This window comes from Chitinophaga sp. HK235 (assembly GCF_018255755.1).
Lineage (GTDB): Bacteria > Bacteroidota > Bacteroidia > Chitinophagales > Chitinophagaceae > Chitinophaga.
In genome coordinates this window covers 4154160-4169340 of the sequence record NZ_CP073766.1, presented here as the reverse complement: position 1 = coordinate 4169340, position 15181 = coordinate 4154160, and the positions used below count along the sequence as shown (strand labels likewise).

Sequence of the window (15181 nt, the reverse complement as noted above, 5' to 3'; positions counted from 1 at the left end):
CATTAAAGCGGTAGCATGAAAAAGCGATGCATGCTGATACTATTACTGGCAATGCTGGGCGCCTGCAAAAAAAGCAGCGCCCCGGCCGGTAGTAACGGGTCAGACAATCAGATACAGCTCTCCGTGTCAGCGCCGGAAGCCGGTTATGTATACGTCGATGGTGCATATACTGGTAAACAGGCGCCTGGCACCATTGCAGTAACAGCCGGAAAACATATCATCAGCGTGGCACTGCAAAATTCATATCAGTACCTGCGTAAAGAAGTGAATGTCACCGGTGCTGCTTCAGTAGCCTTCGTTATGACAGACAAGCCCGCCCCCAAGGTATGGAAAGCCCTCTGGATAGGACTATACGAAACCAAAGGCATCACCACCAGCGGTGAATGCAGCACCCACTTTTCCAAAGATGAACTGGACCAGGGGTATGGTTTCTTTCAGTGGAGTCTGCAACAACACTTTGAGAAATATACTTACAATACCATCCACTGGGATGTGGAAAGAAAAGATATTGAACTACCGGTAACGCTTACACGCTCAAATGATAACTGGTTTACGGCCGAACCTTCTACTATTTCAGGAATACTGCCTCAAATACAGCCAGGAACATACGATTGTGTGTTTGTATTCTGGCGGGAGAGTGAGGCTGCTTGTAGCTTTAAGAGCGGCTACTTCGGCCTGGCCTGGACAAACCCGTTGAAAGAAAATATCAAAACAGGTTATGTCACAGTGAAGTTTGATGCCGGTACCAGTATCACCAACAAAATCAGCTACTACAAAACCAATGATCCCGGTGTATGGGTACATGAATGGTTGCATACAGTAGGTGAAAATTTCTACCAGGACAAAGGGCTGCAACTCCCGCGCAAAGCTGGTGACGGGCTGGTGGTACACGCTGCGGAAATGTATAACTATACCTTCCCCTGGATGGACTGGTACCGTGATTTTATGGGTGGCAGGGTAGTAAACAATTCCGGAACCCCACGGTTCCTGGGTATCGGGCCTGAAGCCTTCCTGGGCTGTTCCGTCAGGGAAAAAGCCATCAATAGTTGCAGGGATTAAATACGTAAATCATCTTCATAAAATATGAAAAAACTGCTGATAGGCATGCTGGCATTGGCGATGGCCAATACCGCTGCGGCACAGAAATTTGAAGGGCTGGCCCCAACACCACCGATGGGCTGGAACACCTGGAATACTTTTCAGACTGCCATCAATGAAAAAATGATCATGGAAATGGCGGACGTGCTGGTTTCCTCCGGTATGAAAGACGCCGGTTACAACTACCTGGTCCTCGATGACGGCTGGATGACCATGGAGCGGGATAGCCTCGGAAACCTGGTCCCCGACCCAAAGAAATTTCCACATGGTCTTAAAGCGGTAGTGGATTATGTTCATGCGAAAGGACTGAAGTTCGGCATGTATAACTGTGCCGGTACTTTAACCTGCGCCAAATATCCGGGTACACGTGGTTACGAGTATCAGGATGCCCGCAACTATGCGGCATGGAACATCGACTACCTGAAATACGACTGGTGCAATACCCACGGCATCAACGCCAAAGAGGCTTATACCACTATGAGCAATGCCCTGCGCAAAGCCGGACGCCCTATGATTTTCAGCATCTGCGAATGGGGTGTCAACAAACCCTGGGAATGGGGTGCCCCTGTAGGTCAGCTCTGGCGCACCACGGAAGACATCTACCAGGTTTTCGACTCTGTACATAGCCACGGCACCTGGGATGCGCTGAGCGTTATGCGTATCGCCGATCTCCAGGATTCCCTGCGCCGCTACGCCGGTCCTGACCACTGGAATGATCCGGATATGCTGGAAGTAGGCAACGGGATGACCTATGCAGAAGACAAGACCCATTTCTCCCTCTGGGCCATGATGGCAGCTCCGCTGATGGCCGGCAATGATATCCGCAAAATGACAAAGGAAACAAAAGAGATCCTTACGAATAAAGATATCATCGCCATCGACCAGGACCCGCTAGGGATACAGGGATTTAAATATTCAGATAAAGACAGTCTGCAGATATGGTTCAAACCATTACAGCATGGTGACTGGGCCGTTTGTTTCCTGAACAGAAGCAGCCATGATGCAGCTGTCAGCTTCAACTGGAAACAAACACCTGTAGTAGACAATGTCTTTCATCATACTTTAAATACAAACATTCAGTACACCCTGTACAATGTATGGACAGGTAAAAACGAAGGCACTACCAAAAAACCTTTCAGCGCTACTATAAAACCGCATGATGTAGTGATGTTCAGATTAAAGCAATAGCAAAGACAAATGAAAAACCACTTACTGGCCCTGTGGATCACCTGTTGCAGCATCGCTGTGCAGGCGCAGGGCCCCACTTTTACCACCACCGATACCGCTATGCAGCAGGCCTGTAACTGGGCCTTCCAAATGGTACAACATTACCGGGGCAACCCCGCCGACCCTGTAGGACCCTGGTATGAAGCCGCCCTGCCATCCCGCAACGCTTTTTGTATGCGTGATGTGGCACATCAGACCATCGGCGCCGCCATCTGCGGCCTGGACAAGGAAAACCGGAACATGCTGACAGCCTTCGCCCGGAATATTGCCGCCAGCAGAGACTGGTGCTCTTTCTGGGAAATCAATAAATACGGAAAACCTGCACCGGAAGACTATCGGAACGATAAAGAATTCTGGTATAACCTGAACGCCAACTTTGATATCATCTTCGCTTGCTGGAAACTGTATACCTGGACAGGCGACAAACGTTACATAGAAGAACCGGTGTTTGTCAATTTTTTTGAGAAAACCATCCATGAATACATCCATCAATGGAACTTACAGGCAGACTCCCTGTTGACACGTCCGCTGCATCCCAATGCCCCGGCACCTTTTAACAAGGCTGATTATTTTCATCGCTGCCGTGGCCTGGCATCCTATGTGGAAAACGTACCAGACCTGAAAGCAGGTGTAGACCTGATCGCCACTATTTACCGGGGATTACTGTCGTATTCATCTATCTTAAGCTTACGGGGAAACACCGCAAAAGCCGCCCTGTACAAACAGATGGCAGAACAGTACCGGGAAAAAATTGATCAATACTGGTGGAATGAAAAGGCTTCCCGTTATTATACCTGGTATAACGGTGCAGGGCAATTCGGAACGGGTGAAGGTGAAATGTTCCTGCTTTGGTTCGATGCCCTGAAAGATACCGCCAGAAGCCGTCAAACAATCACTCATCTTATTTCCACACCCTGGAATGTGGAAACTACGTCCTATCTCCCTGTAATACTGTATAAGCAGGGCTACTGGCAAAAAGCCACTGACTATATCCTGCAACTTACAGATAAAGCCACACCCAGAAGGGAATATCCGGAAGTATCCTTTGGCGTAGTGGAAGGCATCGTCAGTGGACTGATGGGAATAGAGCCTGATGCGCCCAGTCAGCGTATTACAACCCTATACCGCGGAGCTACAGGAAACAATACCACCCTGGACGGCCTCCATATACTAAACACGACCATTATGGTCAACCATGCTGATAAGAGAACCATCTTCCACAACAAGGGGAAACAACCACTGTTATGGAGAGCTGCCTTTGCAGGTAATTATGATAAAATTATCCTGCATCAGACAGCCAGACGCGCCAGTCATCGGAAAGACAATAGCGGGAACATGATTTCATATACTGATGTTAAAGTAAGAGCAGGAGAGAAGGTGAAGGCAGAAGTGAATTGAGAAGATGATGCGAAGAATAAGCGGCCTAATCTACGCATGTTTTGCGTAGATTAGGCCGCTGTTGCAAAGAAAAAATGTTATATTCTAGGCAAAATGTTTATTTATCAATTGAAACAACGGCCTGACTTTCATTGGGATAATGAGCAAATTGTTGCACTACTGGCTGAGGTGCGCTATCGGCAAGGAAAACTGCTTGGAAGGATGGAAGGGTGGGGATTTCCCTTGCAGGAAGAAGCCACTCTCCAGACCCTGACGATGGATGTGCTGAAATCGAGTGAGATAGAAGGTGAGATACTGGATCATGATCAGGTACGTTCCTCTATTGCCCGTCGCCTGGGGATAGAAGTTGCTGGCCTTATCCCGGCTGACAGGGATGTAGAAGGAGTTGTGGAGATGATGTTGGACGCAACACAACATTATGCTCTTCCTCTATCCGATGAACGTCTGTTTGGATGGCATGCATCATTATTCCCTACAGGGCGCAGCGGTATGCATAAAATTGTTGTCGGCGCCTGGCGTAATAATAGTAAGGATGACCCTATGCAGGTGGTTTCAGGCCCTATGGGAAGGGAGAAAGTACACTTTCAGGCTCCGGATGCTGATATACTGGATATAGAAATGGCCCGGTTTATAGATTGGTTTAATAAAGACGAAAAGATAGACCCCGTAATAAAGGCAGCTATTACCCATCTTTGGTTTGTAACAATACATCCTTTTGATGACGGAAATGGACGTATGGCACGTGCACTCACCGATATGCAACTCGCAAGAGCTGATGGAAGCCCCCGGCGCTTTTATAGTATGTCAGCACAGATTAGAATCGAAAGGAATGATTATTATGATATTCTGGAAAAAACACAAAAAGACACCCTGGATATTACTGCCTGGATGGAATGGTTTTTAAGTTGTCTGCATCGCGCTATCGTAGCGACTGACAATACACTGGCTGCTGTGATCAGAAAAGCAAAGTTTTGGGAGAATCCGGCTACAAAATCTATTAACGATAGGCAAAAAATGATGCTGAATAGATTATTGGATGGGTTTCATGGAAAACTGACTTCTTCCAAATGGGCTACAATTACCAAAACATCACATGACACAGCGATTCGTGATATCCAGGATTTAATAGAGCGCGGGCTATTGATTAAAGGGCCATCAGGAGGAAGAAGTACAAGTTACATCTTAAAGGAGGAAACAGACACTTCTTCCATGTAACCACGATTGAGTTTAACTCACGGCTCTTTCTCCAGGCTATTGATATAAGCTGGGGGTGTCACTCCCAACTGTTTATGGAAATAGCGTGAAAAATTAGTCTGCACAGGACAATCCTCTTCGGTGCAGACCGGTAGAAGTGCTGCGACAGGCAGTTATCAACATGAATGAAACAGTGAACCAGAAGATGATAGATTATGTGCGGCTGATCAGGCTGGATAAGTAAAAAAGATAAGGGAGGTTAAAATTGTTGCAGATGTATTTTTTAGATTAATTTGCCGGCAATTAACCAAAATCGGCTGGTTATCTGACCTTATGCCAGCGCTCATAAGAGTCATGTAGCCGCACCGCAACCAACATCTTGTGTAATGCTTTTTAATTCTATTGGATTCGCTATATTCCTGCCTATAGTATTCATCCTATACTGGTTTGTTGCAAACAGAAATCTAACCATCCAGAATATGTTGTTACTGGGGGCCAGCTACTTCTTTTATGCATGCTGGGATTGGCGTTTTCTCTTTTTACTGGTTTTCTCAACGTCACTGGACTATTATACAGGGCTGAAAATGTCCGATGCCAAAAGCGTCAACATAAAGAAAACCTGGTTCTGGATCAGTATTATTGTAAATCTGGGGTTCCTGTTCTTCTTTAAATACTATAACTTTTTTATAGCATCTTTTGCAGATGCGCTTGCCCGTTCAGGGATACAAGTCAATCCGTGGACATTGCGAATAATTCTTCCCGTTGGAATTTCCTTCTATACTTTTCATGGCTTGTCTTATGTAATAGATATTTACAAGGACAGAATTAAAGCAGAACGTAATTTTGTGGATTATGCTGTTTTTGTCAGTTTCTTTCCGTTGCTGGTGGCTGGGCCTATAGAAAGAGCCACCCATCTGTTACCTCAGATCAAAAAACAAAGAACATTCGACTATGCAAAGGCAGTGGATGGCTTACGGCAAATCCTTTGGGGATTATTCAAAAAAATCGTGATCGCTGATAACTGTGCTGTATTTGCCAATGAGATGTTTAACAACCCCGCTGATCATTCCGGCAGCAGCCTGGCACTAGGTGCCATATTTTTCACTTTTCAGATCTATGGAGATTTTTCCGGTTATTCCGATATAGCGCTGGGTACAGCCAGACTGTTTGGAATAGAGCTGCTGCAGAATTTTTCGTTCCCTTATTTTTCGCGTGATATCGCTGAATTCTGGCGACGCTGGCATATTTCACTTTCCACCTGGTTCCGCGATTATCTGTATATCCCGCTGGGAGGTAGTAAAGGTGGCACGTGGATGAAAATAAGGAATACATTCATCATTTTTATCGTCAGCGGTTTCTGGCATGGTGCTAACTGGACTTTTATCGCCTGGGGAGCACTAAATGCGCTTTATTTTCTGCCTTTATTACTCACCAGCAAAAACAGAAATAACCTGGAAACAGTAGCCCAGGGAAAACTGCTTCCTTCCGTTAAAGATGTGTTCAATGTTTCGCTTACATTCAGCCTGACCGTGATAGCATGGGTATTCTTCAGAGCAAAAAGTATAGAAGCGGCATTTTCCTATTTGTCAGGAATGTTTTCCTGGTCGCTGTTTAGTAAACCGGATATCCAATCCGGCCACGCCGTGGTGATTCAGCTGGTATTGATTACGCTGTTTATGCTGGTAGAGTGGTGTGGCAGAGAAAACAGGTATGCAATCGAAACATTGGGGCTGAACTGGAAGAAGCCCGTCAGATATGCTTTTTATTATGCTGTGGTAATAGCTGTTTTCTGGTTCGCCGGAAAAGAGCAACAGTTCATCTATTTCCAATTTTAAGGTCTTCATGAAAAAATTTCTACTGAAAGTATTTTTATTCATATTTCCGCTCATTGCTTTAATGTATCCGCTGGATATACTCTTGTCCCGTGGCCTGAAAAACGCAAATGGAGATATAGGTGAACTGGAGGTGATGCGGGACATATATGATGGCCGGGTAGACTGTGATATTGCAGTATACGGTTCCTCACGGGCATGGGTGCAGATCAACCCAGCCATCATAGAGGATTCCCTGCACAAGCGTGTATACAATCTGGGTATCGATGGTCATAACTTCTGGTTGCAATATCTTCGTCATCTGGAATATCTGAAACATAACCGCAAGCCGGGGCATATAGTCATGTCGGTAGATGCATTTACGCTGCAGAAAAGACCGGATTTATACCAGCTAACCCAGTTTATGCCGTATATGCTCTGGAATGAGAATATTTACAGGTATACTTCATCGTATGAGGGTTTTAGTAAGACCGATTATTTTATCCCTTTAATGAGATATGCAGGAAGAACAGAAACGATGGATATGATTGCTGGTAGCCTTAGAAATGATATTCCACCATACAGACAAAAAGGATTTCGTGGTATGGATATGGAATGGAACGATGATTTCGTTAACGCCAAACGAAACAATGGACAATATAAAATCCGCTTCGATACCGCCAGTATTGCATTGTTCGAAAATTTTATCAAAGAGTGTAGCCGAAACCACATTGAACTGGTACTCTTCTACGCTCCCGAACATATCGATGGTCAACGGTTTATTGCCAACAGAAACGAACTTTTAAAGCTATACAATCAATTCTCCCGGAAATACAATATACCCTTCTTCGATTTCTCCAATGATGAGCTCTGTTTCAACAAAAAATATTTTTATAATACCATGCACCTCAATAATAAGGGCGCTGATCTGTTTACAGCACGATTGGCAGGTAGGTTGAAAAATCTTATCACAACTGAATCCCGACAGTAATGAAGCTACTATCTGAGAACGAACTGATTTGGTCCCCTGTTGTCGCTAACAACAGAATGAACCGCAAGCGGATAGCAAGTGGGGTAAACAGTTATGAAAAAGAATTAAATTTTAATCCGGAAACATATTTAAATAACTGCCTGAAACAACAAGAGCAGGTAAAATGGCTGGACTTATGCTGCGGAGAAGGCAATGCATTGTTGCAATACGGCGAAACTATTGCCGGTAAAGGACTTCAGGATCGTGTTGTACTAAAGGGAATTGATCTTGTTGATCAGTTTCAGCCAATTCCATCGACTATAAACTGTCTGCAATTTGAAATCAGATCGCTGGTCAGCTGGACAAGTAATGACCAGTATGATCTGATAACCTGCGTACATGGACTGCATTATATCGGTGATAAGCTGAAGGTATTGCTAACGGCTTTAAAAACATTGGGAAAACAAGGTGTATTAATAGCTAATCTTGATCTGAATAACATTAAGATTGAAGACGACCGGAACGATCAATGCCTGAAGAAACTGTTTCGGGAATATGAGATGACATATAATACCCGAAAGAAAATACTGATGTGTAAAGGGCCTCGAAGTATTGACCTGAGGCTGACATATGTAGGCGCAGATGATAAATCCGGACCGAACTATACCGGTCAGGAGGCTGTGACTTCCTATTACAGATAAAAAAGACTACCTACTTCGTTTTATAGAAAAAACTCCCTTCTTCAACCGTGGGCTTCCAGTTTTCGGCTTTCAGGTTATCTACCTTCAGATTGTCAAAAAGTTTTTTGCTCCCGGTGATTGTCATGGTGAACTGGTTTTGATCATGTATGTTCTTTTGATCCAGTATATAGCCCACCCGATATTCGTTTTCCGGGACAATCTTCTCGATCAATGGGGTTAAAAAATCACTGATGGTTTTAGGACTGGAGAATGTGCCCGTGTTTGGAAATTGTATCTCAAAACTACCTTCATACCTGAACTGAGGACGGTAGGCAAAAAGAAAAGTCGTGTCAGATTTTTGTTTGGCTAAATACTGTTCGTATTCTTCCTTATTTGAAAATGTAACCCTTTCCATTTTGTAATCAAATGGATATTTCTTACTGAGCTTTTTAATCTTTTCAATATCAAATTTGTAGGTGTGCCCGTCGTACAAGGCACTTTTCAGGGTTGGATTCACAATCCAGGATTCTACCAGGGTGTAGTTTTGAATGATGCTGATAAAGAATGGCGAACTTTCCATTGCATTTTGTACTTCAGTACCTGTGGTAAGTTCTTTCATCACTGTTTTTATTTCCGCAGGATTATCCAGATAGAAATTCAGATACTGATAAGTTTTTGCTTTGTCATAGGATGGATAGTATCCTATGAGTTTGGTGTTGTTGTCAACCTTTAATGTGTCGAACATTGGATGCTCCTGTGCTGAAAGGCTTAGGGATAAAGTGAGGGTGGCAATTAAAAAAGCTGGCTTAAGTATAGGTTTTGTTTTCATGATACTGTAGTTGTCTATATAAGATAAAAGAAGATGGGCATATAAACAAATGCACTGTAGGATTGGTACCACCGAAAGCGAATCATAACTGTCACAGCGTTAACTGCCAGGATGGACCTGCCGGGAGATTTTACTTGTAGTTTTTATTGCGCAATCTGTCCTTTAAATACCACTAAATACAATGAGCAATACGAGATGAGCTGTACCTCAGGAATAACATTTGTGCCCGGAACTGGAATTATGCTCATCTGAGGAAGAAGTAATGTTAAGTATATCGAGCGTATCAATAGGGCCTGAAGATGGCTTGGATATTGCAAAAAAATCCTTCCAGGTCAGTTTGTTTTAACCAACATTGATAATAAAATAATTCATATGCCGAACAATGGTGAAATAAAGGTTGAACTGAAAGGTGGGCCACAGCTGACTGCGATGCTGAAGGTACCTGAAGCTGCTAAAGGATTGGTGATTTTTGCACATGGAAGCGGAAGCAGCCGATTTAGCCCCAGGAATAATTTTGTGGCGGATGTTCTGAATGAACATCAGATGGCAACCCTGCTTACGGATCTTTTAACACCTTCAGAAGATGTAGTATTTGAAAATCGCTTCAACATCAATCTTTTGAGTAATCGGCTCATAAAAGTATCAGAATGGTCGATGGAACAAGCTGCCCTGCGACAATTGCCTGTTGGTTATTTTGGTGCGAGCACTGGCGCTGCAGCGGCTTTGCAGGCTGCTGCACTGAACAAAAGGATTGAGGCTGTGGTAAGCCGTGGTGGCCGTCCAGATCTGTCAAAAAATCTGTCACAGGTACAAGCACCAACATTACTGATCATCGGTTCGCTGGATACCGCTGTCATTGAGTTGAACAAACAAGCCTATGATGAGCTTCGGTGTGAAAAGAGAATGGAGATTGTACAAGGTGCTTCACATTTATTTGAAGAGCCCGGAACCCTGGACAGCGTATCCAATCTCGCTGCTGATTGGTTTGAGCGGTATTTAATCAGGAACGGGAAGTTTTCTGGCAGCCCACTTTAAAAACCTGTTATGTACTTTATTGATCGATATGATGCAGCAATGCAGTTAGCAGATAAATTAGAAAAGTACAAGGGAGAAACTGGTGTAGTGCTGGCTGTGCCGAGGGGAGGCGTTCCAATAGGCTATTACCTGGCTAAGCACCTGGATTTTGCGTTGGACTTGTTGATGGCCAAAAAAATAGGTCACCCTTTGCATGAAGAGTATGCTATCGGTGCAGTGGGATTAGAAGATGCCTTCATAGATGAGAGGGACAACATACCCGATGAATACCTTAAAGTACAAATTGATCTTATCCGCCTTGAGCTAAAAGAGCGTTATAGGAGATTCATGGGTAGAGAGGAGCCCATGGATATAAGGGGCAAAACAGCCATCGTGATCGATGATGGAATTGCAACAGGCAGAACTATTTTAGTCACCTTGAGAATGCTGCGTAACAAGCAACCCAAAAAGCTGATAGTGGCCGTTCCTGTTGCTTCTCAGGAAGCCACGGAGCGAATCAAAAGGGAAGTGGATGAGTTTATATGTTTGTATACACCTGCCCCTTTCTACGCGGTAGGGAGGTTCTACCAGAATTTTAGACAGATTGATGATGAGGAGGTGATGACCCTGTTAAGGGAATTAAATGAAAGAGATAGACGAACTGAGTAATACACAGAGATTCCGACTGACTGGGGCGCTTTTATACTTTTACCATATAAAAAAGTTATTTTATGCCAGAAAAGAAAACAATTGAACGAGCAAAAAAAGCAAAACGTGAGGGGAAATCTCCCAGCACACAAGCGGGTGAATTTGTACACGAGGAGATAAAAAAAATTCGTAGAGGTGAGCATGGAGCGAGATCGGCGAAACAAGCTATTGCAATAGGCCTGTCAGAAGCCCGTCGCGCAGGAGTAAAACTAAAACCTCCGAAAGCCGGGACCGTATCTGAAAAGACCCGGAAAAGTGCAGAACGGGCCTATGAAAAAGGTCAGAAGCATGAACCGATTTCAAAAAAACGTTCAGAGGCAAGAGAGAAGGCTTTGAAGAAAGAAAGCACTGCTGCGGCTTCCCACACCGCGCTCTCACGTCAGGCTCATGCCGCGGCCTCAAAACGGAGTAAGTCCGAACGCTCTGCTGCTGCTAAGAAAGCTGCAAAAACAAGAGCCAGGAAGACTACCAGTAAGGTTTGAGAACAGTATAAAAAACGGTGCCTCATAGAATCATTGGAGTGTTATGCCATTCTGAGTGGAAAAAATACGTTATCCTTATACTGATCTTTTTATAAAAACAGTATTTTGTGACATAACATTTATTTCACGAATCTCCTTTGTACCATGATTTATTTAACGCAGCTTATCTACATACATCCTGGGAAAGAAGAGACGTTCCATCAATTTGAAGATTTGGCCTTGGGCTTATTGGAAAAATATCATGGTAAATTACTGTTAAGGCTGAGGCCTTCACAAGAACAACTGATAGCCGGTGAGCAGGAAATGCCTTATGAGATACACCTTGTGAGTTTCGCTACAGAAAAGGATTTTGATGCATTTAAACAGGACAAGGAACGAGAACACTTTTTACATCTCAAAGATGCGTCCGTGAGTAAAATATTGTTGATCCAGGGAGCTGCTTTATAGATCAATAACTCTTTTTAGGGGAAGTAGACTTTTGATTACAGGGAGGATGATTAGATTTTATGGAACGTTACCATTACTTCAGACAATTTCACGATATCAGTTTGGCAGATTATCATTTGCTGACAGAAAATCTGCAACTCCGCTCATTTAAAAAAGGAGATTTCATTACTGTGCCCGGACAGATCCAACGGGACCTTTACTTTGTAAAAAGCGGAGTACAAATGGCTTACTTCGAGGGCGACAAAACTTATGTCATTGACTTCAGCTATTTCCCTTTCTTATGCGCCATCGCCGAATCCTTTTCGTTTCAGGTACCTTCCAAATACTTTTTATCCTGTTTGACAGACAGTGAATTGGAGTATATCAGTTATGAACAGCTACAAAAGCTGCTTGACCAATCCCAGCAAATAGAAAGACTCTTCAGACGAATGATCGAAGCTATGTTGGCAGACATGGTTGACCTTCATATTAACCTGCGGGCTATGACCATAGAAGAACGGTACAGGGCATTTTGCCAGAGAAGCCCGCAACTGCTGCATCTGGTGCCACACAAGTATATTGCTTCCTATCTGGGTATAGACCCGACGAATTTTAGCAAGCTATTCAATCAGGTGAAATTTTGATCTTGGTGTAGACCAAGAATTGTTTGCCCGTCGCTTCCGAGCTTTGTAACAAACAAACCCAAAGCTAATGAGTACTATAGAAACCCGTGGAAGCTATGCAAATGTAAACGGACTGAAAATGTACTACGAAGTGCATGGACAAGGAAAACCGCTTCTTCTCTTGCCCGGGGCAGTCTCCGGAGTCAGTACTGCCTTCGGAAACCTGATCCCGCTACTGGCAACAGGCAGGCAGGTCATTGCCCTTGAATTTCAGGGCTATGGACATACGGTTGATATTCCGGAACGCCCGCTTTCTTATGAGCAATTTGCAGATGACGTTATTGAATTACTGCATGTTTTGAATATTAGAGAAGCAGATATTTTTGGATACAGTACCGGAGCGGGAGTCGCACTGCAGATTGCTATGCGCAAACCAGCTCTTGTCAGTAAACTTATCCTGGCTTCCGTTACCTTCAATAGCAGTGGGCGCCATCCGGAACTCATAGGATTGGAAGCCTTGCTTACCACCGAAGGCATGAAGGGTACTCCCTATGAGGCAGAATATCTAAACACTGCTCCGCAGCCACAGGACTGGTCTCAGCACCTTGCGAAAGTAACCGTATTTAACAAAGAGATACAGGAGTGGTCAGTCGATGATATTCGAAAAATTAAGGCTCCTGCATTGATTATCGCTGGTGATGCAGATATTGTTCGGCTGGAGCATGTTGTGGAATTGTATAAACTATTGGGAGGTGGTAGTATTGGTGAGCTATCAATGCCCGCTTCACAACTGGCCATATTACCCGGAACAATGCATACCGCATTAACAAAGAAAACTAATTTATTGATGGCAATGATTCCCGGTTTTCTTGAATTAAATACCACACACAGTAAGCCTCTTCAGCCATGCTAATAAATTTGCGCCATAATGCTTTAGCAGTTTTTTGATATCTCAAATTCACATAAACTGATCTTCCGGTAAACAAAAAATCCGGCTCTTAAAGTGAGCCGGATTTTTTAAAAAAGAGAGGGATTAATAGTACTCATCCTAATACATGATGTGCCAACACTCTCTGTACTTCATATACATTCACTGATTTATTGAACGTCTTCACAATACTGGGCGTTGCTTCACTGCTCACCCAGATCTTCAGCTCCGCATCCAGGTCGAAAGTACCGGCTGTCTCCACGCTGAACCGGCTGATACTCTTATACGACACACTTTTATATTCCGTTTTACTACCTGTAAGGCCCTGCTTATCCACTAATATCAACCGCTTGTTCGTAAAAATAAAAGTATCCCTGAACAACTTAAAGCCTAACTCTATCACTTCTGTATCAGTCAGCAGTTTACCATATTCCTTTGCTAGTTCTTCCTGACTGACTGTTCCTGCATTGCCCAGTAGCGCTGAAAAAAATCCCATAGATAATATTTTTTAGGAAAGATATAAAAAGATGGTCAACTAATATGCTGGTAGAAAGGTACCGCATTAAAACAAAGAATCCGCAAACCGTTTACTGTAAAAGATTTTCGGATTTTAACCTGTAGTGAGATCGGGCGAGTTATTTAACTCATTCCTATCAGACCTGTTGTCTTTAAGTTGCTTGGTTAGTAAGCTGCGTTTGGATATTTCTTTTAACTCGCGCGACTCTATTTATTTTTGTTAAATAATGAATATTTGCCTTATCTGCATCGCCATTTTTAACATTGAAAAAGTTGTTCCTAAAGCAACATAACCTGTTGCTGCTCCTGCTGAATCCATTAGGATGTTCAAACCTAAATCAATTATATTTTCACTTTTCTTTTTTTTGTTTATCTTGTTAGTTACCTCAATATTGTATTCCAATATCTTTTGTCTTCGCTCCTCATCCGATAACTCAGCAAGCGATTCAATTAATTTTTTACTATTTGGAATGAACTATATTTTTTGATAAGACTTCTTCTAGCTCGACTATCGGGATATAATCATTCACTTCTATTACATCAATAAGATTTATAGGAAGAATACCAGAGTTGATTTTCCGTTTGTTCTCTAGGAATGAGCTAATCCCTTTAACAGATGCACTTTTATAAAAATTCAACATATCACCCATAATATGAGCATAGAAGGAATCTGAATAACCATCCTTTGTCTTGAAAGGAAAATAGATGGAATTTAATGAATTGGCAAGATGAATACTGGAGGCATTTACGGAAAATTCAAATGATAAGTCCTACATACCAGGGATAATAGAGTTCCTTGCAGGGGGCTGTTTATTGAATTTTCATTTTTGTGATTTGACTTACCTTGGTCTATATTCCCCTGAAGCTACCTTGTAAGAAGTCTTTAAGGTATTGTAATGGGCTTTTCTATAAAATAATTGCTAAGATCTATTTAGTTGGGCACTTAATAAATCTTCTGGCTCTTATCATTGAGTAACTGATGAAATATGAAAGATGATTTTAAAGTAGGTGGGTTACTGGCCTTAAAAATACTTGCTAACCTAATTATAGCCGACATGCATATTAGATACGACACATAAAACAGATACAAAATGAAAATCCCATAGAATTTTGATTCTATGGGATTTTTTAACTTTTCGTAGCGAGATCGGGACTTGAACCCGAGACCTCAGGGTTATGAATCCTGTGCTCTAACCACCTGAGCTACCTCGCCATTTCCGTCTGTCTTGAACAGTCATTCTCAAAACGGGAGTGCAAAGATAACGGCTAATAAATGA

15 protein-coding genes and 1 tRNA gene are annotated in these 15181 nt (G+C 43.1%); 13 read left to right on the top strand and 3 right to left on the bottom strand.

All coding sequences use genetic code 11. The features are described 5' to 3' along the window. The first annotated feature begins 15 nt into the window (after positions 1-15). The 7 genes from KD145_RS15195 to KD145_RS15165 all read left to right on the top strand — a co-directional run bounded on the left by KD145_RS15195 (position 16) and on the right by KD145_RS15165 (position 8399). The gene (locus KD145_RS15195) at positions 16-1059 is read left to right on the top strand and encodes a PEGA domain-containing protein (protein WP_212006673.1); all 1044 of its coding nucleotides are present in this window, start codon (positions 16-18) and stop codon (positions 1057-1059) included. Positions 1060-1083: 24 nt separating this feature from the next. Beyond that, on the top strand, positions 1084-2286 hold the full coding sequence (locus tag KD145_RS15190; protein WP_212006672.1) for a glycoside hydrolase family 27 protein: 1203 nt from the start codon (positions 1084-1086) through the stop codon (positions 2284-2286). A gap of 9 nt (positions 2287-2295) precedes the next feature. Continuing rightward, positions 2296-3723, top strand: a complete 1428-nt coding sequence (locus KD145_RS15185; protein WP_212006671.1) for a trehalase family glycosidase — start codon at positions 2296-2298, stop codon at positions 3721-3723. A 93-nt stretch (positions 3724-3816) separates the two neighbouring features. Beyond that, on the top strand, positions 3817-4938 hold the full coding sequence (locus tag KD145_RS15180; RefSeq protein ID WP_212006670.1) for a Fic family protein: 1122 nt from the start codon (positions 3817-3819) through the stop codon (positions 4936-4938). Positions 4939-5396: 458 nt separating this feature from the next. Continuing rightward, positions 5397-6752 (top strand): MBOAT family protein, encoded by a 1356-nt coding sequence (locus KD145_RS15175; RefSeq protein WP_249219837.1) that lies wholly within the window; start codon positions 5397-5399, stop codon positions 6750-6752. Positions 6753-6759: 7 nt separating this feature from the next. After that, positions 6760-7719, top strand: a complete 960-nt coding sequence (locus KD145_RS15170) for a hypothetical protein (protein ID WP_212006668.1) — start codon at positions 6760-6762, stop codon at positions 7717-7719. Further along, entirely contained in the window at positions 7719-8399 is a 681-nt protein-coding gene (locus KD145_RS15165; RefSeq protein ID WP_212006667.1) for a methyltransferase domain-containing protein, read from the top strand. The genes KD145_RS15170 and KD145_RS15165 overlap by 1 nt, the downstream gene beginning before the upstream one ends. Before the next feature lie 10 nt (positions 8400-8409). Here KD145_RS15165 and KD145_RS15160 read toward each other — a convergent pair whose 3' ends face one another. After that, positions 8410-9207 carry a hypothetical protein gene (locus tag KD145_RS15160; protein ID WP_212006666.1) on the bottom strand — a complete coding sequence of 266 codons (798 nt, stop codon included), beginning with the start codon at positions 9205-9207 and terminating at the stop codon, positions 8410-8412. Between the two features lie 372 nt (positions 9208-9579). Between KD145_RS15160 and KD145_RS15155 the strand changes: the two genes are divergently transcribed. From KD145_RS15155 to KD145_RS15130, 6 genes are all read left to right on the top strand, one after another. Beyond that, positions 9580-10242, top strand: a complete 663-nt coding sequence (locus KD145_RS15155) for a dienelactone hydrolase family protein (protein WP_212006665.1) — start codon at positions 9580-9582, stop codon at positions 10240-10242. A 9-nt stretch (positions 10243-10251) separates the two neighbouring features. Next, on the top strand, positions 10252-10890 hold the full coding sequence (locus KD145_RS15150) for a phosphoribosyltransferase (RefSeq protein WP_212006664.1): 639 nt from the start codon (positions 10252-10254) through the stop codon (positions 10888-10890). A 62-nt stretch (positions 10891-10952) separates the two neighbouring features. After that, positions 10953-11411 carry a DUF6496 domain-containing protein gene (locus tag KD145_RS15145; protein WP_212006663.1) on the top strand — a complete coding sequence of 153 codons (459 nt, stop codon included), beginning with the start codon at positions 10953-10955 and terminating at the stop codon, positions 11409-11411. A 144-nt stretch (positions 11412-11555) separates the two neighbouring features. Further along, positions 11556-11858, top strand: a complete 303-nt coding sequence (locus tag KD145_RS15140; protein ID WP_212006662.1) for a DUF1330 domain-containing protein — start codon at positions 11556-11558, stop codon at positions 11856-11858. 59 nt (positions 11859-11917) lie between these two features. Beyond that, positions 11918-12481: a Crp/Fnr family transcriptional regulator gene (locus tag KD145_RS15135; protein ID WP_212006661.1), complete on the top strand. Its 564-nt coding sequence runs from the start codon at positions 11918-11920 to the stop codon at positions 12479-12481. A gap of 67 nt (positions 12482-12548) precedes the next feature. Continuing rightward, the gene (locus KD145_RS15130) at positions 12549-13373 is read left to right on the top strand and encodes an alpha/beta fold hydrolase (protein WP_212006660.1); all 825 of its coding nucleotides are present in this window, start codon (positions 12549-12551) and stop codon (positions 13371-13373) included. Positions 13374-13503: 130 nt separating this feature from the next. On the opposite strand, the gene KD145_RS15125 is transcribed toward KD145_RS15130, so the two are convergent. After that, positions 13504-13884: a PH domain-containing protein gene (locus tag KD145_RS15125; RefSeq protein WP_212006659.1), complete on the bottom strand. Its 381-nt coding sequence runs from the start codon at positions 13882-13884 to the stop codon at positions 13504-13506. A 1159-nt stretch (positions 13885-15043) separates the two neighbouring features. Then, positions 15044-15117, bottom strand: a tRNA-Met gene (locus KD145_RS15120). Positions 15118-15181: the final 64 nt, after the last annotated feature.